The following is a 21,110-nucleotide window of genomic DNA, read 5'->3' on the forward strand; positions in this document are numbered from 1 at the left end:
TTAGTTCCCAAACATCAGTGCGGTAAGTACAAAATCCAGTCCTAAAACAGACAATGATGCATGCACAACGGTTCTTGTTGTTGCTTGGCTGATCCCTTCCGAGGTTGGAATTGCATCATAGCCATTAAATAGAGCTATCCAAGTTACTGTGATAGCAAAAACGACACTTTTGATTACACAGTTAACAATATCTAATCGCCATTCAATTGAAGATTGCATTGATGCCCAGAAAAAACCTTCATCAATACCTTTCCAATCAACACCAACTAGTGCGCCACCTAAAATACCAACAGCGACAAAAATCAAAGATAACAATGGCATACTAATGAATCCGGCCCAAAAACGTGGAGCTATAACACGCCTTAGCGGGTCAACAGCCATCATTTCAAGGCTAGAAATTTGTTCGGTAGCTTTCATTAAACCGATTTCTGCGGTTAATGCAGAACCTGCCCGCCCCGCAAATAACAATGCGGTCACCACTGGTCCTAATTCACGCAATAGCGAAAGTGCCACCATCATGCCTAAACTTGCTTCAGCACTAAATGTAGTTAATACAAGGTAGCCTTGTAAACCAAGCACCATACCAATAAATAACCCGGATACTGCAACAATCAGCAAAGACTGTACGCCAATAGCATACAGTTGCTTCATCAGAAGCGGCCACTGCTTACGAAACTCCGGTTTACCTAATAAGGCGCGAAACAGCATATAGCCAGCTCGGCCAAACGCAGAAAAAACTTCAATCCATCGGCGTCCGAAGGCTGATATCGCCTTTATTATCATCTTATTTTACCCTAATAAATCAGCCAGATAATCATTGGCGGGAAAACGGAATGGAACGGGACCATCGGCAATGCCATCCAAGAATTGGCGTACCCTTGGGTCTCGGTTCTCGCGTAGCTCATCCCCTGTGCCTTGAGCAATAACATGTTGCTGCGCAACAATATAGGCATTATCTGCAATGCTCAACACCTCAGGAACATCATGGGACACCACCACACATGTTACTCCAAGCGCTTGATTCAGCTCGTCAATCAGTTTGACTAAAACCCCCATCGTAATTGGATCTTGCCCCACAAAAGGCTCGTCGAACATGATTAAATCCGGGTCAAGTGCAATCGCACGTGCTAATGCGGCACGCCTCGCCATTCCACCCGATAGCTCAGACGGCATTAATTTTGCAGCGCCACGTAACCCCACTGCCTCTAATTTCATCATCACTGTAGTATGAATCAACGATTCGGGTAAATCTGTATGCTCACGCAGTGGAAAAGCAACATTGTTGAAAACATCCATATCCGTGAATAATGCCCCCGACTGGAATAACATGCTCATTTTTTTACGCGACTGATACAGCTTTGAACGCGACAATGCGGGTATGTTGTCACCATCAAACCAAATTTCACCTTCACTTGGCCGCAACTGGCCACCAATCAAGCGCAGCAATGTGGTTTTACCAATTCCTGATGGCCCCATAATTGCCGTAATTTTCCCACGAGGAACTGCCAGATTAATATTTTCAAATATTTTCCGACTCCCGCGAGTAAAGGACATGTTCCGTACTTCAATTAAGTTGTCTGTCTGTGCTTGCATTGTTAAATAACTCGTTATACATCATGTCTGAATATGCTTTTATCCGTTCAGATGTTACCGAAAGATAAACTGAAAATCGTCAAATATCACAATAAAATAGAATTTATAGTATTATAGCGTCGAAAATATGATAAGTAATTCTACAGCTGCTTTTTATCTCAGCAAAATAGATATTTTCTTATGTAATTTACCTATAGTTAGGAAAATATTTCATAAAGAACAGCGAATAGCTCTTAGAACGCCGTAATTTACTGACATAAGAATACGCGAATTCGCGGGTATATTTTTAGTTCAAGATGCTAATGAAACAGTATTTTACCTATCTCAAATATAAAAGAAAATAACGACTAGGTGCAAAAATATCATTAAAAATGGCTTAACAGACAAAATACTTACCGATACTAAGTATTCGTTATACAATTTGATTTCGCGAATCCGATTAACTTAAAAGCTACGCATGGAACTAGAAATGTCAAACTTCGATTTTCAGAAAGTAGGTAAAGAAGTTCTCCATATCGAACACGAAGGATTAAAAAACCTCGAACAATATATTAATCATGATTTTGACCGTGCTTGCCAGTTGATTTTCAGCTGTGAGGGCAAAGTTGTCGTTATGGGAATGGGAAAGTCGGGGCATATTGGACGTAAGATTGCCGCAACATTAGCCAGTACAGGCACACCGTCATTTTTTGTTCATCCGGGAGAGGCTAGCCATGGCGATCTTGGCATGATCACCAATAAAGATGTGGTGTTAGCTATCTCAAATTCAGGTGAGTCTGGGGAAATTTTAGCCCTACTACCTGTTTTAAAAAGAATTAAAGTTCCCTTAATCTGTATGACTAATAACCCTGATAGTAATATGGGGAAATATGCTGATATCCATTTATGCATAAAAGTTCCCCAAGAAGCTTGCCCTCTTGGATTAGCACCAACAACCAGTACAACCGCGACACTGGTTATGGGGGATGCTCTCGCCATTGCTTTATTAACGGCACGCGGTTTTACTGCTGATGATTTTGCACTTTCGCATCCAGGTGGCGCACTTGGGCGCAAACTTTTACTTCTTGTTCGTGATTTAATGAATACGGGAGATGATATCCCCCATATTCCTAAAAGCGCGTCTTTACGTGAAGCTTTAGTTGAAATTACACGTAAAAAACTAGGAATGACGGTGATCTGTGATGCCAACATGAATATCGAAGGTATTTTCACCGATGGGGACTTACGCCGCATCTTCGATATGGGCATTGACCTGAATAATGCTAAGATTGCCGACCTCATGACCCCTGGTGGAATTCGTGTTTCTCCAACTACACTAGCGGTTGAGGCGCTAAATTTAATGCAATCTAAGCATGTCACGTCTTTACTCGTTGCTGATGGCGATAAGCTAATTGGTGTGCTGCATATGCACGATTTACTTCAAGCAGGTGTTGTTTAACATAAGGAAACATCATGATGTCTGTAAATTTGGATACCTGCTACGGCCCTGTTGCCAAAACTATTTTAGCTAAAGCAGAGAAAATTAAATTATTGATCTGCGATGTTGACGGTGTTATGTCTGATGGCTTGATTTATATGGGAAATAATGGCGAAGAACTCAAAGCATTTAATGTTCGTGATGGTTATGGCATTCGCTGTTTATTAACGTCTAACATTGAAGTGGCTATTATCACCGGCAGAAAAGCAAAACTCCTTGAAGATAGAGCACAAACGTTAGGCATTACATATCTTTACCAAGGTCAAAGCGATAAGATTTTGGCGTATCGCGAACTGTTAGATACACTACAGTTAACAGATGAAGAGGTCGCTTACATTGGCGATGACCTGATTGACTGGCCAGTGATGGCAAAAGTAGGCTTATCCGCCGCCGTCGCTGATGCACACCCTTTATTATTACCCAAAGCTGATTACATCACTCGGATCGGCGGTGGCAAAGGTGCAGTCCGTGAACTTTGTGACCTCATCCTTCTTTCCCAAGGTAAATTGGAAGAAGCGAAAGGTTTATCGATATAACGAATAGATTGAATTCATGAGCAATGTGAAAAAGTGGTTAGTCATTATTTTATCCTTAATAGCTCTAGGCCTTATTGGCTGGAATTTAGCGGGTACTGACTCTGCAAACTCAGAGGATAAAGTAATCAATGATGGACAACCCAATTATCAAACTGATGATTCAGTGACTTTTGTCTATAATCCAACCGGAAATTTAGCGTATAAACTCGTTTCCGATAAAATAGATAATTACACTGAAGGGAAAATTACGTGGTTTTCAAAGCCAATTTTAACCACTTATAACGAAGCGGGTGAGCCAACGTGGACAGTTACAGCCTTCAAGGCGAGGCTTACCAATGATAGAGTTTTATATCTATATTGTGATGTTCAGGTCGATAGCTTAACCAAAGACTCACAAATCCAACGAATTACAACTGAGAGTGCAGTTGTCAATTTGACAACACAAGACGTTTCATCTGACGATAAAGTGACCATTATCGGTCAAGGTCTTAATTCAACGGGTTTAAAAATGAAGGGAAACCTTCGCACCAGAACCGCTGAATTAATCGAGGACGTGAAAACTCATTACGTGTTACAACCAGAAGAGCATTAAAATGAATCAAGTAACTAAGAAGCGTTTTATTCAAGGAGCTGTTGCCAGTGCAATTTTGGCGCTTAGCCTTCCTGCGATGGCCTTAAAAAGTGACACGCAGCAGCCAATGACGATTAATTCAGTCAAACAATCTCTTGATTTAGAGAAAAACGTCACCATTTTTACGGATGATGTCGTTCTCAAACAAGGCTCTATTGATATTAGAGCGAATAAAGTTGTGGTCACTCGACCAAGCGGCGACTCTGATAAAATCGTCATTGAAGCTTTCGGCAGCCCTGTTACGTTTTATCAGTTACAAGATGATGGCAAACCCATTAAAGGCCATTCTAATAAAGCACGTTATGAAGTTGATAAACAACTGGTTACTTTAACGGGCAATGCCTACCTTGAACAACTAGACAGTAATATTCAAGGTGACAAAATCACCTATACCGTCCCGACGCAGCAAATGGAAGCATTTAGTGATAAAGGCAAGCGTGTAACGACCGTGCTCCTACCAGCACAGCTACAAGAAAAAGGCCCTGCCGCGAATAAAAATTCATCAGCAAACACGAGTAAGAGTAAATAATCGTTATGGCAACACTAACCGCAGAAAATCTGGCTAAATCCTATAAAAAACGCAAGGTTGTTGAAGACGTCAGCCTTGAAGTTAAATCAGGTGAAATTGTTGGTCTATTGGGGCCAAACGGTGCCGGTAAAACAACAACCTTCTATATGGTGGTCGGTATTGTTCAGCGGGATGCAGGTAAAATTCTGATTGATGGTGAAGATATTAGCCTTCTGCCGTTGCATGAGCGTGCACGTCGAGGGATCGGTTATCTTCCTCAAGAAGCGTCTATTTTCCGTCGCCTAAGCGTTTATGATAACCTAATGGCTGTTTTAGAGATCCGCCATGACCTGAACTCACAACAGCGTAAAGAGCGTGCTGAAGAATTGATGGAAGAATTTAGCATTACTCACCTTCGCGATAGCATGGGGCAATCTCTATCTGGGGGTGAACGTCGCCGTGTTGAGATTGCACGAGCACTCGCCGCTAACCCTAAGTTTATTTTACTTGATGAGCCGTTTGCAGGTGTCGACCCAATTTCAGTTTTAGATATCAAAAAAATTATTCAACACTTAAGAGATTACGGATTGGGCGTATTAATTACTGACCATAACGTGCGTGAAACATTAGATGTATGTGAAAGAGCATACATTGTGAGCCAAGGTCACTTGATTGCTCATGGAACGCCAGCCATGATCTTAGAAAACGAGCAAGTTAAACGTGTTTATTTAGGTGAAGGTTTCCGTTTATAAACCACCGTGTCATTTTTTTCAGGGGGAATAAAGCACATTCATGAAGCAAAGTTTGCAGCTTAGAGTCAGTCAACAACTCGCAATGACCCCTCAGTTGCAACAGGCTATTCGCTTGTTGCAACTGTCTACACTTGAGCTACAACAAGAAATCCAACTCGCTCTCGAAAGCAATCCACTTCTTGAACAAGAAGAGCTTAGTTCTGACGTAGAAACGATTGACGCCTTGAATGATGGCACGGATAGCAGTGAACTTGACACCAAAGATGCTTTAGAAAATCATGATATCCCTGATGAGTTACCTTTGGATGCTGATTGGGATGAAATCTATACTGCTGGAACACCTTCTGGTACTAGTACTGACTATAGTTTTGATGAACTTCCTGTTTATCAAGGTGAAACCACGCAAACTTTACAGGATTATCTGACTTGGCAATCTGAACTTACGCCCTTTTCCGATACAGATAGAGCAATAGCGACTGCAATTATTGATTCAATTGATGATTCCGGCTATCTCACTAGTACAATCTCTGATATTCATGAAGGGATTGATAATCCTGAAATTAGCTTAGAAGAAGTGGTTGCCGTTCTAAAACGCATTCAGCATTTTGACCCATTAGGTGTCGCCGCTCAGGATTTAAAAGAGTGTTTGCTTATCCAACTTTCACTGTACCCGAAAGAAACCAGTGGGCTGCAAGAAGCAAGGCTAATTATTAGCAATCATATTGATTTACTGGCTAACCGTGATTTTAGGCAACTAAGCAAGTTAACCCGTTTAAAAGAAAATACTCTAAAAACTGCGATAGATCTGATCCTGACACTAAATCCTAAACCAGGCCAATCCATCAATACAGGGGAATCAGAATATGTTATTCCTGATGTTTTAGTGAAAAAAATAGCGGGACACTGGCAAGTTGAGCTAAATACAGATAGCATTCCTAAGCTAAGTATTAATAATCATTATGCTTCGCTAGCTGATAATTCAACAAACGATGGTGATGCACAATATATTCGTAACCATCTACAAGATGCAAAATGGTTAATTAAAAGCCTTGAAAGCCGCAATGAAACATTATTAAAAGTGGCAACCTGTATTGTAGAGCAACAACAAGAATTCTTTGAGTTGGGTGAAGAACATATGAAACCGATGATATTGGCCGATATTGCCTATCAGGTAGATATGCATGAATCAACCATCTCTCGAGTAACAACTCAAAAGTTTCTCCATAGCCCTCGAGGCATTTTTGAGTTGAAGTATTTTTTCTCCAGCCATGTCAGTACGGATACAGGTGGTGAAGCCTCCTCAACCGCAATTAGAGCGTTGGTGAAAAAACTGGTTGCTGCGGAAAACCCAGCAAAACCATTGAGTGACAGTAAATTGACGAGTATGCTGGCAGAACAAGGTATTCAAGTCGCTCGTCGAACTGTTGCTAAGTATCGTGAATCGTTATCTATTCCGCCCTCAAACCAGCGTAAACAACTGGTTTAATTGATAAAGTAAGGAAGGTTGTATGGAATTTCAGATTACTGGACACAATATTGAAGTTACTCCAGCATTGCGCGAAACTGTTGAGAAAAAACTCAAGAAACTAGAGCAATTGTTTGATCGTATTAATAGTATCCAAGTTGTCTTGAAAGTTGAAAAAATTCAGCAAATTGCTGAAGCAACCGTGCAAGTCAATGGAGCAGAGCTCCATGCATCCGCGGAAGAAAACGACATGTATGCAGCTATCGACTTGCTAGTAGACAAGCTATCGCGCCAATTAACCAAACATAAAGAAAAATTGAGACAATATTAATACATTGATACGGCTTATTAACTAGCCGATGAATGTTTCAAACCAGATGGTGGCATACATCATCTGGTTTTGTAGTCCTAAGTGAACAAAAAAATGAATAGTGATACAGAAATCCAATTAAACGTTGTTTTATCATCAGCCTGTACACGTAATAATGTTGTATGCACGAGTAAAAAACGCGCCTTAGAAATTATTAGTGAGCTCGCTGCCGTTGAGTTGGAATTACCTGAAAATACGGTATTTGAAGCGTTATTAACCAGAGAAAAAGTAGGCACTACAGGTATTGGCGGCGGTATTGCCATTCCTCATGGAAAACTAAGCGAAAGCGAAAGTGCACGCGCAGTCGGTGTATTTTTACATTTAGAGGAGCCAATTGCGTTTGATGCAATTGACAACCTGCCTGTAGATTTGCTTTTCGCTTTACTTGTGCCATCTGACCAATGCAAAACGCACCTGCATACGCTGTCTCTTATTGCAAAAAAACTCGCAGATAAAACACTTTGTAAGCGTCTGCGTTCTGCACAAAGCGATGATGAGCTATACAGTATAATAACAGAGTAAGTGATAAATTATGTTTCTTGTCATAGCCAAATGATATTGTTATGGTTTCTATTTGTATGACAAGATATGGCTTATAAAGAAACACATCATTAGGAAACAAAGGAGAGTAAGCTCATGGTGCTGATGATTGTCAGCGGCCGTTCCGGTTCGGGAAAATCCGTTGCCTTACGTGCTCTGGAAGATATGGGTTTCTATTGCGTGGATAACCTACCCGTTGTGTTACTGCCGGAGTTAGCAAATTCACTGGCTGATCGTAACATTTCAGCAGCGGTGAGTATTGACGTGCGTAATATGCCCGACAATCCAGAGGTTTTTGAAGAAGCGATTGATAAATTACCATCAACCTTCTCTCCACAACTGTTGTTTTTGGATGCCGATCGCAACACCCTTATTCGCCGTTACAGTGACACGCGCAGGTTGCACCCCCTTTCAAGTAAAAATTTATCTCTTGAAAGTGCAATAGATGAAGAAAATGAATTACTTGAGCCGCTACGCTCTCGTGCTGATTTAGTCATCGATACCTCCGAAATGTCAGTTCATGAATTAGCTGAAATGCTAAGAACACGTTTACTGGGCAAACGTGAGCGTGAATTAACAATGGTGTTTGAATCTTTTGGTTTTAAGCATGGTATTCCTATTGATGCAGACTACGTATTTGATGTGCGCTTTTTACCGAACCCACATTGGGACCCTAAATTGCGACCAATGACAGGGTTGGATCGCCCTGTGGCTGCATTCTTAGATAGGCATACTGAGGTTCATAACTTTATTTATCAAACTCGTAGTTATTTAGAGCTATGGTTACCGATGTTAGAAACCAATAACCGTAGCTATTTGACCGTGGCGATTGGCTGTACAGGTGGAAAACACCGTTCCGTGTATGTGGCTGAGCAACTTGCCGACTATTTTCGTTCCCGTGGTAAAAATGTGCAATCACGCCATAGAACACTAGAAAAACGCAAGTAACAACTCAATGACCGTTAAAGCCACCATAACGCTCAAAAACCGCCTCGGTATGCATGCAAGACCGGCAATGTTACTCTATGATTTAGTTCAACAATTTAACTCAAAGGTTATTTTGCGAAATAATAGTCAAATTGAGGCCGAGGCCGATAGCGTTATTGCAATGTTGATGTTAGACTCGGAACAAGGCAGTAAAATTGATATTGAGGTTAGCGGCTTAGATGAGAACCAAGCGTTATCCGCAATCATTAACCTATTTGAGAGTGGCTTTGACGAAGAATAGTCAATTTTAGCTACCCAATGAACATATCAATCTGCGCTTTTTTAAAGGTAGGCTTAGAGTGTGTGATCCCGATCTCTTCCCTTTAATGCTTATAGCGCCTAATATTTTAAAATAAATTTAATTTCTAGCGACACCCCCTACCTTTTGGGTGGGGGGTGTTTGCTTTGTACGTCTCTATTGGAGTGTGGTATGACAAAGCCAACAATTATTATCAATGATTTAGATGCTGAACGTTTAGATGCACTGATGGAACAACCTGCTTATGCAGGTACACCCGTTGCAGAAGCGCTCAACGATGAATTAGACCGTGCAGATATTCTAAGTCCGCAAGAGATCCCTGCGGATGTGGTCACCATGAACAGCACCGTGCGCTTTTTAGATTTAATCAGCAACGAAGAACGCACGCGCACTTTAGTGTACCCTGCATCCTTAAAAGATAGTGCGGAACAACTGTCTGTCATGGCACCTATTGGAGCAGCACTATTAGGTCTACATGTGAATGATGAAATCAGTTGGGAATTGCCAAATGGCGTCCAAACTCGCGTTCGCGTTCTTGAAATAGTTTATCAACCAGAAGCGGCCGGTGAGTTTCATCGTTAATTCTGATGGTAGCTGAATTAAGAATGGCTTAACGAAAAAAGTTTTATTAAAAAACTCTGATAAGCCTTCTAGCGTATTCAGGCACTCAATTGAGTGCCTTTTTTATTTCAATAGATTGTAATGATATAAACTAAGGCTTTTTCATCATATTTATCAATCTATTATGTTCCCATTGGTGAAAAAGCTTATCCAATAAAAACAGTTTGATTACTTTTATCATTAACAGTCCGCCCCAAATAGCACTCACCCAAATAGGCCAATGACGTTCCGGCGTATAAATATAATTAACGGTATACAATATTAAACAGACAATAATTGCTATTATTATATTTTTCAGCAGCTTTGCTTCATCCCTTACCCGTTTTTTAGCCTCTTCTATGCGATTATCTAGCTCAATACTTTCAGGTAAAGGAGCAGGTGTCAGCTCAGACACGCTCACATTAAATACCGATGCTAATGCACTAAGCGTCTCTAAACTGGGTACCTCATTATTCTCAATGCGTTGGATAGTTCTTGTACTGAGCGATGACAACTGAGCAAGCTGCTCCTGAGACCAAGCTCTTTCTAGCCTCAATTGCTTAACCTTGTTTTCCATAATAACCTACCTTAAAAATTAAATAGTCTTAGGGTATGGCTATACTGTCAGCCCAATACAAAAATGACCACGACAGCACGATGACAGAGTGACGACACCAGAGTGACAGCGATAAAACCTATTTTATAGAGTAAAAAACGCCCAATAAACTGGGGGTGGTTCACATATGTATTAGGCGCCTTATTTCACACAATCAATAAGTAGGAATAACAAAAAGGGCTATTCTCCCGCAATACTCATTTCAGGGATTAACACTGAGCCACACTGAATATTGCTACGAGTTTCAATATCATCGGCAATAGTGACCATGTTCGCCCACATCTCTTTTAAGTTCCCCGCAATGGTAATTTCGCTTACAGGGTATTGGATTTCACCATTTTCTACCCAAAAACCTGAAGCACCGCGCGAGTAATCACCAGTGATACCACTTACTCCTTGCCCCATTAATTCGGTAACGATTAAACCTGTTCCCATTTGCTTGAGCAATGCATCAAAAGAAAGGCCTCTCCCTGCAATACGCCAGTTATGAATCCCCCCTGCGTGCCCAGTACTTTGTAAGCCCAATTTTCTTGCAGAATAGCTGGTCATTAGCCACGTTTGTAAAACGCCATTTTCTACGATATTGCGCTCACAAGTGCGTACACCTTCACTATCAAAAGGTGATGATGCCAACCCGCCCATTAAATGAGGTTGCTCATTGATAGTTAACCAGCTAGGTAGAATCTGCTTACCTAAACTCTCTAATAAGAAAGAAGATTTACGGTAAATACTGCTACCACTGATTGCCCCTACTAAGTGACCAAACAGGCCTGTTGCCACTTCCGCAGCAAAAATGACAGGGGCTTTCATGGTGGGTAATTTTCTTGGCGATAAACGCGCTAAAGTACGACGAGCGCATTCTTCTCCAACCCACTCAGGGGATTGCAGCGCTCCTATACTGCGACCAATGGTATAGGCATAATTACGCTCCATTTCGCCATTTTGTTCGGCAATCACGCAACTTGACATAGAATAACGGCTTGAACAGTAGCTTTGTAACATGCCATGAGAGTTACCAAATACGCGAATCCCATAGTGGCCGTTAAAACTTCCACCTTCTGTATTTACAATGCGTGAGTCTGCATTTAACGCTGACATTTCTGCAATCGAAGCGAGTTTTATTGCTTGCTCCGGTGATAATTCAGTGGCTTGAAATAAATTTAATTCAGGTGCATCAAAGGCTAATAATGATTTTTCAGCGGGACCCGCGCATGGGTCTTCTGAGGTATAATTTGCGATATCAATTGCCGCCTGCACAGTGCGTTCGATGGCTTCAGGGCTCAGATCCGTTGAAGAAGCGCTACCTTTACGTTGCTGATGGTAAACAGTGATCCCTAGCGCGCCATCGCTGTTAAACTCTACATTCTCCACTTCACCTTGACGTGTGCTAACGCTGATCCCTGTACTTTTATTAACAGCCACTTCTGCGGCATCACAACGTGTTTTTGCAAATTCTAATGCCTGTGCGACAGCTTCTTCGAGTTTTTTACGTTGTTGGGTGACTTGTTCAGTTACACTCATGCATTTAGTCCAATAATGAGGGGGAAAAGCGATTTTATACCCTAACACGCAAATGCTAGGTAGTCATAAAGGGGTTTTCCCAGTTACAATAGATAATAGACTGAATGTTAACACTCACAACGCACTTTTACACCACTGCGTTCGGTAAAAAGGAAAATCGATATGGCCAAACAGCCTGATGACTGGCTGGATGATGTCCCAGCGCCACAAGACGAAGAAGACGAGGAAATTATTTGGGTCAGTAAGAGCGAAATTAAACGCGATGCCGAGATCCTCAAAAAACTGGGTGCCGAGCTAGTTGATTTAAGTAAAAGCGAATTAGAACGCATCCCATTAGATACTCAATTACTTGAAGCTATACAGCTTGCCCAAAAAATCAAGCGTGAAGGCCGTCGTCGCCAATTACAGCTGATCGGTAAGCTGTTACGCTCACGTGAGGTTGAGCCAATTACAGAGGCGCTGGACAAGCTGAAAAACCGCCATAACCAACAAGTGGTCATTTTGCATAAGCTGGAAGATTTACGGACTCGCTTATTAGATGGTGGGGATGAGGTAATTGAAGATGTCGTTGCCCTATTTCCAAGCACAGACAGGCAGCAACTGCGTGCCCTAGTGCGTAATGCAAAAAAAGAGCGTGAAGGCAATAAACCGCCAAAAGCCTATCGCCAAATCTTTCAATACTTGAAAGACTTATCTGAAATGGCTTAATCGTCCCTCCCCTCAGCTACGGCTAGGGGATGTTTTTTAAACTGAGCATTAGTCCTAAAAACCTGACCTTTGATTGAAAGCGTGGCTGAAGCGACGTATCATGTCACCGTTAGTCCTATCCTAACCCGTATTATCGCGGCTGCTGAACCCCGATAAATAATGAGGAAGATATGGATAATACCCGAGATAGAGCGTGGCGTAGAGCCAAAGCTCGCACCTATAAATCACGTGATCACCTGAACTCACGCCTAGTTGACTGCTATACCCCAGAAAAAAACTGGAAACATATGTATGGTCGAAGTGAAAAAATGATCCGTGCAGCCCAGCTAGGTATGGCTTATCCGCAAGTTAGTCGTAGTCAACTTGTGCGAAACAGCCTCGAAGAGATACAAAACAGTCAGTGAATATTTTATTCATTTGCAGTAAAAACCAATGGCGTAGTCCAACCGCTGAACAGATTTGGCGCAACCATGACAGTTGGGTCACCCGTTCAGCGGGAACAAGCCGCAGTGCAAAGCGCCCGGTGAATGCCGATTTGATCCGCTGGGCGGATGTGATTTTTGTGATGGAGCAAAAACATAAAAACCGCTTAAAAGCCGATTTTTCACGCTTACTTGAATACAAACCGCTCCATGTTCTCGATATTCCTGATGATTACCCGTATATGGACCCTGAATTGATTAAAATTTTGCAAGATACGGTGCCAAGCTATCTTTATTAGCCATGTGTATTACACGGCAATAACCTATATTGTGCGACCCTCCATATACTAAAAAATTAAATAACCAATTAAATCAATAGAATATTATCCAGAATAAAAAACAGATAACGATTTGATTTATTAAAAGGCTTACCATTTGATAATGATTAATAAGATAAGCGAGGCAGGCACCGATTCGTTTGCCCTGCTTTTCTGTCAGCTAAACTGGTGTTTGATCACACCCAATAACGTTGGAAAGGTTGTATAACCCTCTCTATCAAGGAAATGCCCTGCGTTTTCCTCAACAATAACCTGCGTTTTTAGTGCTTTTGCCAACGCTTTTGATGATTGCGGTGACACTATTTCATCGTTAGTAGATATAACTGAAATGCGTTTATCTGCAATATCAATCAATGAAGCATAATTGAGTGGATTGACTGTATGGCTACGTAGCTCGGGAAGCGTCTGTTGCTCATCATCAAAACCTGACACCAAAATATACCCCGCCACAGATTGCTTTTGGCTTGCGATAAATTGTAATGCTGTTACACAGCCTAAGCTATGACCAATAAAAACGGTATTTTCATCAATATCAAAAGGTAGATTTTGCAGTTTCTGTTGCCATTTTTCAGGCTCAGGTGATAGCGAGTCAGGCATAGTGGGAACATAAACAAATGCCCCTAAAGCCTCCAACTCTGATTTCAACCACGGAAACCAGTTTTTTTCGGGGGACGCTGTATAGCCATGAACAATCACAAATTTTTTATTTTTTAGTGGCAATAGTGCACTGTGGGTGTCGGTCATTCTAAAAGTCCTATTTACTCAATATTATGATTTAAACTGTAACATGAGAAATAGGCCTATCCGTTAGAATTTCGAGTTATATCTAAAGCAAAAATGAATTCCTCTTCCCACATATCTTGAGCATCATTCATCACATCAATAATGTCAGCAAATTTGATACGTTGTTCGGATGACATATGCGAAAAAGTGATCGTCACGGGTAACTCAATACCCGCAGAAACCATGTCCCATAACGCATCAAGGTTATGGCCAAACCAATCAGGTAGCGAAAACTGTTGAGCAAATTGACAATAAAAATCCTCAAATGTCATTATTTTTCTAAAATCAAAGCTCACATGTTTACTCATCGCTCCCCCTTGGCTTATTTCAGTTGTTTAAAGCTTTTATAATGATCTTGGGTGATAAAAATCATGCCATCAGATGAATATAGCAAGCGATCTGCCCCGCGGTGACCACAACGGTAATTAATATCGGCTTCAAACCATTGGCGTCCCTCGGCAATAGGTAAACGTTTCTCTCGGTTGGAAAAACGATCGCCACCAATTGCTCTTGCCGGTAAAACATCACACAGGTTACCTTTTTTAGCGTCCCACCCAGCCTCTCTTGCTTGCTTTTTCGTGATGTAGAAAGCTGGAAGTTTTTGATATTTTTCCATAAAGCTGACGACATTATCTTGCGCGGTCAGCTTATCTATCGTTTGCGGCGTCTCTTTCGGCGTGACGACTTCACGAGTCGGTGGATTTGGCTGTTCAGGTGCACTCGGCTCCCCACCATTAAAATAGAGGCTGATCACAATCAAAATAGCCATCAATGCCACGGGTAAAATGCGTCTATTCATAACGCCTCAGTTATTTTTACTATACTGATAAACAATCGCCCCAGTTACATAAGTCACTGGGGCGAACTACAATCTATTTTTAATTATGCCAATACTAGGCCGTACCACCAACCGTCATTTTATCGAGTTTCAGTGTTGGCTGCCCCACTCCAACAGGGACGCTTTGTCCTTCTTTTCCACAAACACCTACACCTTTATCAAGAGCTAAGTCATTACCTACCATCGAAATTTGTTGCATCGCCTCAACGCCGGAGCCAATCAATGTCGCTCCTTTCACAGGTGAGGTGATTTTGCCGTTTTCAATTAGATAGGCTTCAGAGGTAGAAAACACAAATTTGCCAGAAGTGATATCCACCTGACCACCACCAAAGTTCGGTGCATATATCCCCTTATCCACACTGGCGATGATGTCTTCTGGCGTCGATGTACCAGCCAACATATAAGTGTTAGTCATGCGGGGCATCGGCAAATGGGCATACGATTCACGTCGTGCATTCCCTGTCGGTGCAACCCCCATCAAGCGGGCATTGAGTTTATCTTGAATATAGTTTCGTAAAATACCGTTTTCTATGAGTACGTTATACTGACCGGGTACGCCCTCGTCATCGATAGCTAGCGAGCCGCGACGACCAATCATAGTCCCATCGTCAACCACGGTACATAATGGCGAGGCGACTTGTTCACCTATTTGTCCTGAAAATACTGAGGTTCCACGGCGGTTAAAATCACCTTCTAACCCATGCCCAACCGCTTCATGGAGTAGTACCCCAGGCCACCCTGCGCCTAATACGACAGGCATCATACCTGCTGGCGCCGCAATAGCAGATAAATTCACCAACGCCATACGCACCGCTTCACGTGCATATTGTTCTGCGAGTATTTGCCCTTGATGATTTTCTAAAAAGTACTCATAGCCGAAGCGACCACCGCCACCGCAAGAACCACGTTCACGTTTGCCGTCATGCTCCACTAGCACACTGACAGATAAACGCACTAATGGGCGAATATCCGCAGCCAATGTACCATCAGTGGCCGCAACAAGCACTTGCTCGTAAACCCCCGTTAAACTGGCACTCACCTCAATCACTCGGGGATCTTCTGCTCGTGCGATTTGGTCAACACGATGCAGCAAATCAATTTTCTGCTCACGGGATAAGCTTTGTAACGGGTCCGTCACTGAATACAGTTTTTTATATTCAACATTGGTTAAAACTTGCGATTGACCAGAACCTTGTTGATTAACAATGCTACGCGCAGCTGTCGCACTTTGAGTCAGCGCTTGCAATGAAATTTGGTCTGCATAGGCAAAACCCGTTTTTTCGCCGCTTACAGCTCTCACACCTACACCCTGATCAATATTGTAAGAGCCATCTTTAATGATCCGATCCTCCAGCACCCATGACTCATGGAAGCTTGATTGGAAAAATAGATCGGCGTAATCCAGATGGCGCTCGGACAACAGCCCTAAGATGTCATACAGATTTTCGTGCCCAAGGCGATTGGCGGTCAGCAAATGTTCGCTGACGGTAGCTAAACTCATATTCGTTACTCTTTAGTTTCTTTTTTAATTAATGATGTCAGTTGCGGTCTAAAGCGGTTGTGTTTCACCACTCTGATTTGCTCACGCATGCCTTCCAAACTATCTGTTTTAATATTCAATACGATAGAGGCAACTGCGTCTACATTCTTTTTCATCACTTGCCCCCAACCATCAACGGCGAGAGTATGTCCCCAAGTACGTCTAGTACCATGTACCCCAACTTGAGCTGGAGCTAAGATATAACATTGGTTTTCAATGGCACGAGCGCGCAGTAGCGGCTCCCAATGCGCTTTCCCTGTGTAACGCGTAAATGCCGCAGGCACAGAAATAATTTCTGCACCTTGCTCACGTAGCGCTTGGAATAAACCTGGGAAACGTAAATCATAACAAATCGTCATACCAAGACGGCCGACAGGGGTATCAACAACGGTAATATGTTCACCACGCTGATAAATGACAGACTCATTATAAGTTTCCTGCTCGTCTTCTATATTGACATCAAACATATGAATTTTATCGTAGCGAGCTTTAATATTTCCTTGTGAATCAAATAATAAGCTACTACTAGTGATACGCTGAGGATCTTCGCGGCTAATCATTGGCATCGAACCAATTAAAATCCAAACATTATAACGCTTTGCCATTGCACTGATCGCATCTTGAAGAGGGCCTTTTCCTTGCTCTTCCGCTTGTTTGCGGTAAATTGCAGCGTCCGCAAATAGTAATGCATTTTCAGGAGTCAGTACTAATTGAACCGTTTCTGGCAACTGTTTGATTTGTTGTTCGATTTGCGCCAAATTGTGTTTAGTATTATTCCCGCTACATAACTGCAAAAGTGCAACGTTTGCATTTTTCATTACTCTTGGGTCTCCTTCAGTTGACGTAATACTTCATCAATTTTTGGCTCGTCCAAACTGCCTGTTACTCGGTATCGAATAACAGAAACTTTGCTCCATAATGGACCAAGCACCTTCGTTGCCGCAAACACTGCGGCTCCGGCAAATGGGTTTACTACAAATGCGGTAGCAACTCCTACTGTAGCAGATATTTCTGGTGTAATGACGGCTTCAACATTAATTTGGCGTTTAACAAGATCAATTTTGCCATCAAATGTAATGTCTGCAATCAAACCATCAACATAGGTATTTTTTGAAGACAATATACCGTTTTGTATCGTCGCATCACCTTTAATTGAATCAAAATCAAAGTCATCGCTAAATGTGTCGCTAAAATCAAGTCGTAATTTGCGTAGTAAGGCATCAAAGCTGACTAACCGTAATATTTGTCCTGCTCGCCCACCGCCCATTTGTGCAATGGCACCTTTACCCAGTTTAGCTGATAACTTGCCATTTAGTGTGCTGATATCTGGCGACCACGGTAAATCGGCCCAGTTTAAATCAAATTCGATGGTATAAGGCGAATCAATAATCGGAACTAAAATGCCAAAATAAGCTGCCGTTTCATCAAAGGCCTTACCCGACAATGAACCCGCAATTTGTGTTTTATTGCCTTTTTCACTATGCCAAACGGCGTCTAGTTTTAATTGTGTCGCACTGTTATTCAGAGTACCACCGGTGAGTTGCAATAAATGCCCTTTCGGCTGAATATTTGCGCTAAGCTCCCCGAGTTTTTGCCCAGCCACCCAACATTCCTGACAGTGAATTTGTAATTGAGGCCACTGACTAAAATCAAACTGTGTAGGTTCGGCAGGTTGGGTATTCCCAAATGAACTTGGGTTATAATACAAATAATCAATGGCAACCTGCCAAGGTTGATTAGCTAAAATTTGTAATGACCCTTTTAAATTATGGCTATCGATGTTGATATATTGTTCTGCACGCTGCAAGTTATAGGAGAAACTGACATTCTCCCATTGCTGACCGCCTAAATAAATTGATGGTATGTTGACATCAAGTATCTCAGGGAGGCCAATACTTCCCCCCCCTTGGCGACTGCCGGAAGGAACCAATAGACCGGCCAACTTTGGCCAATCCATATCCGTAATCGCAGGTAAATTCACTATTAATGATGAGTTTTTTGGCAAGTCTGGCACTTGTTTGTCCCATTGAGCAACCTTTGCCTTAACTAGTTTTAATGGCTTACTACTCAGATCCCACAAGGAATTAAACCCAAGGCGCTGACCAATATTGCCACCAATAGTAAGTTGCTCAGTCGTGCCCTTGGCTTGAACATGTATTTGTCCAAGCTCAGCAAGTAATTGACTGTTTAATGCGGGAAGTTGGCTTTTTAGCTGTTTTAAACCCGCGGTAACATCAATTTGTAAACCGACTGGTTGCTTCGCTGAATTAGGTAATGTGATAGCAACATGGCTTTTCCAATCTGAGGTTCCAGAAACCCGTTTTTTTATTTCATCCGGTAGCATTGCCAGTTTGTTCAGTGCCCAATCACCAGTGATATCAACATTGACTTGATAATCTTTGGGCGTGTCTAATGTTGTGAAGTCAACCGTAATAGGTTGCCCAAACCACTCCCCTTGGAGTTTATCCCCCTGCAAGTCGCCATTTTTAAATGTGAAACTTCCTGTCAGGGACGAAATAGTGCTATCAATTGACTGAATGAGCAGATCGTTTTTATTAAGGTTAACCGTGCCTTTGGCAACGACATCTTTCCCTCCCACCAGCGGGATAGATAAGCCAAGCTGACCATTTACAGTTCCACCAATTTGCAACTCGTTTAACGTATCACCAATTGAATGTTTCATTGGAGTCTGAGTAAAATATTGCTGAATTTGTTTTCCCGTTCCACTGATATCGCCATCGATATACAGCATTTCTTTGGTGTAATCGGGAATGTTCACATCAAGGTTCGTCGCTGTTACATCGCCTAGTTTGACGGTTGGCGCATGCATATATAGCCCCGCACGCCTGAAATCTAAATCAATATCCAAATCTAAAAGAGCCGGCCATTGATGGTCGTATTCAAAGGTAGCATCACGCAACGGGACATAAACTTGGAATTGGCCATCATTACCATTATAAGGGAAATGCGCAGGATCGCCTTTATACACTAGCGTCGCATTGTCGACTTTTCCGGCAATAACCGCTTTCGTCAGATAATCAGCAACATCTTGCCCCATAAGTTTTTGTGGGAAATAACGCCAAGCATCTCCGGCATCATCTAAGCGTAGCCCAGCTAAGATAGCTAAATCAGCATAATTTCCTTTTTTAGCTTTTGCGTAACGAAACTCACCGTTTGCCCAAAGTGATTTAGCTTGTAGGTCTAAAGATGGGCTCCAGAGCTTAAATTCACTGTCATTATCAATCCAATAAAACTGTCCTTCCGCCGTTTTTATCTCAAAAGGAGCTTTAAATTCATTGCGATAATCGACATTGCTATCTTGTAAGCGGATTACTGCACCACCACTTTGCATTCCCCCTACAAGAACACCCGAAAAATGATCCACGGAAGGGAGTTCTTTCCATTTTTTCCAACCCACATCTTGCCAATCCATGCTAATTTGCATGTTTTCCGGCATATTTTGTGTTATATCAAGGGCAAATTCGTTAACAACGCCAGATGGTTGACGGTGTTGCCAATCTTGAACCATCTCAGGCGTCAAAAATGAAAAAGTCGGTAAAACTTCGCTCAAGCGTTCCAATTCAATATTTTTGGCTCGAATACGCCAGTGATCATTGCCTTGGTATTTTGTCGAGGAGGGTAAGTACAAGACAGATACATTGCCTTGGGGCCAAATGTATTCATTGGTCTTTAACTTATCAAGTTCCGGAATGTTAAACAGCCAGCCATTCCCTTGCCTTTTCATTCGTAACAATAAATCATTGACTTGCAGATTTTGTGATAATTCCCCTGTTCCCCAGTTGGCTTCTCCTTGGCGTAACTGGATCAACCCGCTATCAATGCGATTATTTTTTAAACTCACCCACGAAGATAAACTAAAGTTAGCATCGCGCAGTGAGGTATTCTCGCGCAACCAACGACTAAGCCAAGGCTGCATATCAATATTATCGGCTTGCAAATAAAAAAGACCATCGCTTAAGATGCCGTTTTTATCTGATACATCCAGTTTAACTTGTAGGTAGCCATGCTGTTTATTGATGGTTTCAAGGCTCACATAACCTTGGGCACGATGACGCTCATTTTCATTGAGCCAAGACAGTTCTGGTAAAATTAAGGTGGTTTTTTCTTCAGAAGGCGTGAGGAACGTGAGTTGGCTATCTTTTAAAACGAAATGATCAAATTGGCGCAAAAATAAGTCTTCTATGCCATCAAAAGACTCATTTTCTGAGGTGCCATCGAAATGGAAAGGGACGTTATAATCAATATTAAGTTGATAAAACGTTAAATCACGAAAACGCCAACGCAGTGATAGTAATGAACGCCAAACATCTAATTCAACAATGATGGTATTGGCTGTCATATCCGTAGTGGTATTGCTTAGCTCCACATCAGATAACGTCAATGTAGGGCCAAAAGACTGCCAAGCCCCCTTAATATGACCAATTTGTACGGCAACATCTGCACGTTTTTCAACATAAGCAATGATATCTTGACGATAGCTATCGATATTAGGCAAGAGGAAACGCAGCCCTGTCAGCACTAGTGCACACAGAAAAAATATAACCGCAGTCGTCACCAATACTACGCGTGACAGTCGTCTCACTCATTTCTCCTTAAAGCAAAATG

Annotated in this window: 24 protein-coding genes; 14 read left to right on the top strand and 10 right to left on the bottom strand. The window is 42.0% G+C overall.

From position 1 onward, the window contains the following. Together mlaE and mlaF are read right to left on the bottom strand one after the other, a co-directional pair. The gene (mlaE, locus tag ACLPIE_RS00500; protein ID WP_430258668.1) at positions 1 to 783 is read right to left on the bottom strand and encodes a lipid asymmetry maintenance ABC transporter permease subunit MlaE; all 783 of its coding nucleotides are present in this window, start codon (positions 781 to 783) and stop codon (positions 1 to 3) included. 6 nt (positions 784 to 789) lie between these two features. Next, a complete protein-coding gene (mlaF, locus tag ACLPIE_RS00505; protein WP_430258670.1) occupies positions 790 to 1,593 on the bottom strand; it encodes a phospholipid ABC transporter ATP-binding protein MlaF in 804 nt (267 codons plus the stop codon). A gap of 469 nt (positions 1,594 to 2,062) precedes the next feature. Here mlaF and kdsD point away from each other — a divergent pair, with 469 nt between their 5' ends. From kdsD to rnk, 11 genes are all read left to right on the top strand, one after another. After that, complete coding sequence (gene kdsD / locus ACLPIE_RS00510; protein WP_430258672.1) at positions 2,063 to 3,031, top strand: arabinose-5-phosphate isomerase KdsD; 969 nt, start codon at positions 2,063 to 2,065, stop codon at positions 3,029 to 3,031. Between the two features lie 14 nt (positions 3,032 to 3,045). Next, complete coding sequence (gene kdsC, locus ACLPIE_RS00515) at positions 3,046 to 3,606, top strand: 3-deoxy-manno-octulosonate-8-phosphatase KdsC (protein ID WP_430258674.1); 561 nt, start codon at positions 3,046 to 3,048, stop codon at positions 3,604 to 3,606. Between the two features lie 16 nt (positions 3,607 to 3,622). Further along, positions 3,623 to 4,198 carry an LPS export ABC transporter periplasmic protein LptC gene (gene lptC / locus ACLPIE_RS00520; protein ID WP_430258676.1) on the top strand — a complete coding sequence of 192 codons (576 nt, stop codon included), beginning with the start codon at positions 3,623 to 3,625 and terminating at the stop codon, positions 4,196 to 4,198. A gap of 1 nt (position 4,199) precedes the next feature. Beyond that, complete coding sequence (lptA, locus tag ACLPIE_RS00525) at positions 4,200 to 4,766, top strand: lipopolysaccharide ABC transporter substrate-binding protein LptA (protein ID WP_430258678.1); 567 nt, start codon at positions 4,200 to 4,202, stop codon at positions 4,764 to 4,766. 5 nt (positions 4,767 to 4,771) lie between these two features. Continuing rightward, positions 4,772 to 5,497 (top strand): LPS export ABC transporter ATP-binding protein, encoded by a 726-nt coding sequence (lptB, locus tag ACLPIE_RS00530; RefSeq protein WP_430258679.1) that lies wholly within the window; start codon positions 4,772 to 4,774, stop codon positions 5,495 to 5,497. A gap of 40 nt (positions 5,498 to 5,537) precedes the next feature. Continuing rightward, positions 5,538 to 6,983 (top strand): RNA polymerase factor sigma-54, encoded by a 1,446-nt coding sequence (gene rpoN / locus ACLPIE_RS00535; RefSeq protein WP_430258681.1) that lies wholly within the window; start codon positions 5,538 to 5,540, stop codon positions 6,981 to 6,983. Positions 6,984 to 7,005: 22 nt separating this feature from the next. Continuing rightward, a complete protein-coding gene (gene hpf / locus ACLPIE_RS00540; protein ID WP_430258683.1) occupies positions 7,006 to 7,293 on the top strand; it encodes a ribosome hibernation promoting factor in 288 nt (95 codons plus the stop codon). Positions 7,294 to 7,386: 93 nt separating this feature from the next. Then, a complete protein-coding gene (ptsN, locus tag ACLPIE_RS00545) occupies positions 7,387 to 7,854 on the top strand; it encodes a PTS IIA-like nitrogen regulatory protein PtsN (protein ID WP_430258685.1) in 468 nt (155 codons plus the stop codon). A 114-nt stretch (positions 7,855 to 7,968) separates the two neighbouring features. After that, positions 7,969 to 8,820 carry an RNase adapter RapZ gene (rapZ, locus tag ACLPIE_RS00550; RefSeq protein ID WP_430258687.1) on the top strand — a complete coding sequence of 284 codons (852 nt, stop codon included), beginning with the start codon at positions 7,969 to 7,971 and terminating at the stop codon, positions 8,818 to 8,820. A 7-nt stretch (positions 8,821 to 8,827) separates the two neighbouring features. Next, positions 8,828 to 9,100, top strand: a complete 273-nt coding sequence (gene npr, locus ACLPIE_RS00555; protein ID WP_430258689.1) for a PTS phosphocarrier protein NPr — start codon at positions 8,828 to 8,830, stop codon at positions 9,098 to 9,100. Positions 9,101 to 9,289: 189 nt separating this feature from the next. Further along, positions 9,290 to 9,700 (top strand): nucleoside diphosphate kinase regulator, encoded by a 411-nt coding sequence (rnk, locus tag ACLPIE_RS00560; protein ID WP_004908251.1) that lies wholly within the window; start codon positions 9,290 to 9,292, stop codon positions 9,698 to 9,700. Positions 9,701 to 9,830: 130 nt separating this feature from the next. Here the strand turns inward: rnk and ACLPIE_RS00565 are convergent, their stop codons facing one another. Together ACLPIE_RS00565 and pmbA are read right to left on the bottom strand one after the other, a co-directional pair. Further along, positions 9,831 to 10,295 (bottom strand): helix-turn-helix domain-containing protein, encoded by a 465-nt coding sequence (locus tag ACLPIE_RS00565; protein ID WP_430258691.1) that lies wholly within the window; start codon positions 10,293 to 10,295, stop codon positions 9,831 to 9,833. Between the two features lie 219 nt (positions 10,296 to 10,514). Continuing rightward, a complete protein-coding gene (gene pmbA / locus ACLPIE_RS00570) occupies positions 10,515 to 11,855 on the bottom strand; it encodes a metalloprotease PmbA (protein ID WP_430258693.1) in 1,341 nt (446 codons plus the stop codon). A 162-nt stretch (positions 11,856 to 12,017) separates the two neighbouring features. Between pmbA and yjgA the strand changes: the two genes are divergently transcribed. The 3 genes from yjgA (at position 12,018) to ACLPIE_RS00585 (ending at position 13,284) form a co-directional block, all read left to right on the top strand. Next, positions 12,018 to 12,563 (top strand): ribosome biogenesis factor YjgA, encoded by a 546-nt coding sequence (yjgA, locus tag ACLPIE_RS00575; protein WP_430258694.1) that lies wholly within the window; start codon positions 12,018 to 12,020, stop codon positions 12,561 to 12,563. 170 nt (positions 12,564 to 12,733) lie between these two features. Beyond that, complete coding sequence (locus tag ACLPIE_RS00580) at positions 12,734 to 12,967, top strand: hypothetical protein (protein ID WP_430258696.1); 234 nt, start codon at positions 12,734 to 12,736, stop codon at positions 12,965 to 12,967. Beyond that, positions 12,964 to 13,284: a low molecular weight protein tyrosine phosphatase family protein gene (locus tag ACLPIE_RS00585; RefSeq protein ID WP_430258698.1), complete on the top strand. Its 321-nt coding sequence runs from the start codon at positions 12,964 to 12,966 to the stop codon at positions 13,282 to 13,284. The genes ACLPIE_RS00580 and ACLPIE_RS00585 overlap by 4 nt, the downstream gene beginning before the upstream one ends. A 195-nt stretch (positions 13,285 to 13,479) precedes the next feature. Here the strand turns inward: ACLPIE_RS00585 and ACLPIE_RS00590 are convergent, their stop codons facing one another. The 6 genes from ACLPIE_RS00590 to yhdP all read right to left on the bottom strand — a co-directional run bounded on the left by ACLPIE_RS00590 (position 13,480) and on the right by yhdP (position 21,087). After that, positions 13,480 to 14,067: an RBBP9/YdeN family alpha/beta hydrolase gene (locus tag ACLPIE_RS00590; RefSeq protein WP_430258700.1), complete on the bottom strand. Its 588-nt coding sequence runs from the start codon at positions 14,065 to 14,067 to the stop codon at positions 13,480 to 13,482. A gap of 56 nt (positions 14,068 to 14,123) precedes the next feature. Further along, on the bottom strand, positions 14,124 to 14,414 hold the full coding sequence (locus ACLPIE_RS00595; RefSeq protein WP_430258701.1) for a barstar family protein: 291 nt from the start codon (positions 14,412 to 14,414) through the stop codon (positions 14,124 to 14,126). 14 nt (positions 14,415 to 14,428) lie between these two features. Further along, positions 14,429 to 14,905, bottom strand: coding sequence for a ribonuclease domain-containing protein (locus ACLPIE_RS00600; RefSeq protein WP_430258703.1), 477 nt, complete (start codon positions 14,903 to 14,905; stop codon positions 14,429 to 14,431). A gap of 94 nt (positions 14,906 to 14,999) precedes the next feature. Next, entirely contained in the window at positions 15,000 to 16,445 is a 1,446-nt protein-coding gene (gene tldD, locus ACLPIE_RS00605) for a metalloprotease TldD (protein WP_430258705.1), read from the bottom strand. A 5-nt stretch (positions 16,446 to 16,450) separates the two neighbouring features. Further along, complete coding sequence (gene nit1, locus ACLPIE_RS00610; RefSeq protein WP_430258707.1) at positions 16,451 to 17,302, bottom strand: deaminated glutathione amidase; 852 nt, start codon at positions 17,300 to 17,302, stop codon at positions 16,451 to 16,453. After that, on the bottom strand, positions 17,302 to 21,087 hold the full coding sequence (gene yhdP / locus ACLPIE_RS00615; protein WP_430258709.1) for an AsmA2 domain-containing protein YhdP: 3,786 nt from the start codon (positions 21,085 to 21,087) through the stop codon (positions 17,302 to 17,304). The genes nit1 and yhdP overlap by 1 nt, the downstream gene beginning before the upstream one ends. Between the last annotated feature and the right edge of the window lie 23 nt (positions 21,088 to 21,110).

The organism is Providencia sp. Me31A (assembly GCF_050487165.1).
Lineage (GTDB): Bacteria > Pseudomonadota > Gammaproteobacteria > Enterobacterales > Enterobacteriaceae > Providencia.

Coding starts and splice junctions, on each gene's coding strand:
- kdsD (WP_430258672.1), top strand. CDS start 2,063: ATGTCAAACTTCGATTTTCAGAAAGTAGGTAAAGAAGTTCTCCATATC.
- ACLPIE_RS00590 (WP_430258700.1), bottom strand. CDS start 14,067: ATGACCGACACCCACAGTGCACTATTGCCACTAAAAAATAAAAAATTT.
- lptA (WP_430258678.1), top strand. CDS start 4,200: ATGAATCAAGTAACTAAGAAGCGTTTTATTCAAGGAGCTGTTGCCAGT.
- ptsN (WP_430258685.1), top strand. CDS start 7,387: ATGAATAGTGATACAGAAATCCAATTAAACGTTGTTTTATCATCAGCC.
- yjgA (WP_430258694.1), top strand. CDS start 12,018: ATGGCCAAACAGCCTGATGACTGGCTGGATGATGTCCCAGCGCCACAA.
- npr (WP_430258689.1), top strand. CDS start 8,828: ATGACCGTTAAAGCCACCATAACGCTCAAAAACCGCCTCGGTATGCAT.
- ACLPIE_RS00565 (WP_430258691.1), bottom strand. CDS start 10,295: ATGGAAAACAAGGTTAAGCAATTGAGGCTAGAAAGAGCTTGGTCTCAG.
- mlaE (WP_430258668.1), bottom strand. CDS start 783: ATGATAATAAAGGCGATATCAGCCTTCGGACGCCGATGGATTGAAGTT.
- rpoN (WP_430258681.1), top strand. CDS start 5,538: ATGAAGCAAAGTTTGCAGCTTAGAGTCAGTCAACAACTCGCAATGACC.
- ACLPIE_RS00600 (WP_430258703.1), bottom strand. CDS start 14,905: ATGAATAGACGCATTTTACCCGTGGCATTGATGGCTATTTTGATTGTG.
- kdsC (WP_430258674.1), top strand. CDS start 3,046: ATGATGTCTGTAAATTTGGATACCTGCTACGGCCCTGTTGCCAAAACT.
- ACLPIE_RS00580 (WP_430258696.1), top strand. CDS start 12,734: ATGGATAATACCCGAGATAGAGCGTGGCGTAGAGCCAAAGCTCGCACC.
- hpf (WP_430258683.1), top strand. CDS start 7,006: ATGGAATTTCAGATTACTGGACACAATATTGAAGTTACTCCAGCATTG.
- nit1 (WP_430258707.1), bottom strand. CDS start 17,302: ATGAAAAATGCAAACGTTGCACTTTTGCAGTTATGTAGCGGGAATAAT.
- rapZ (WP_430258687.1), top strand. CDS start 7,969: ATGGTGCTGATGATTGTCAGCGGCCGTTCCGGTTCGGGAAAATCCGTT.
- rnk (WP_004908251.1), top strand. CDS start 9,290: ATGACAAAGCCAACAATTATTATCAATGATTTAGATGCTGAACGTTTA.
- tldD (WP_430258705.1), bottom strand. CDS start 16,445: ATGAGTTTAGCTACCGTCAGCGAACATTTGCTGACCGCCAATCGCCTT.
- lptB (WP_430258679.1), top strand. CDS start 4,772: ATGGCAACACTAACCGCAGAAAATCTGGCTAAATCCTATAAAAAACGC.
- ACLPIE_RS00595 (WP_430258701.1), bottom strand. CDS start 14,414: ATGAGTAAACATGTGAGCTTTGATTTTAGAAAAATAATGACATTTGAG.
- pmbA (WP_430258693.1), bottom strand. CDS start 11,855: ATGAGTGTAACTGAACAAGTCACCCAACAACGTAAAAAACTCGAAGAA.
- mlaF (WP_430258670.1), bottom strand. CDS start 1,593: ATGCAAGCACAGACAGACAACTTAATTGAAGTACGGAACATGTCCTTT.
- lptC (WP_430258676.1), top strand. CDS start 3,623: ATGAGCAATGTGAAAAAGTGGTTAGTCATTATTTTATCCTTAATAGCT.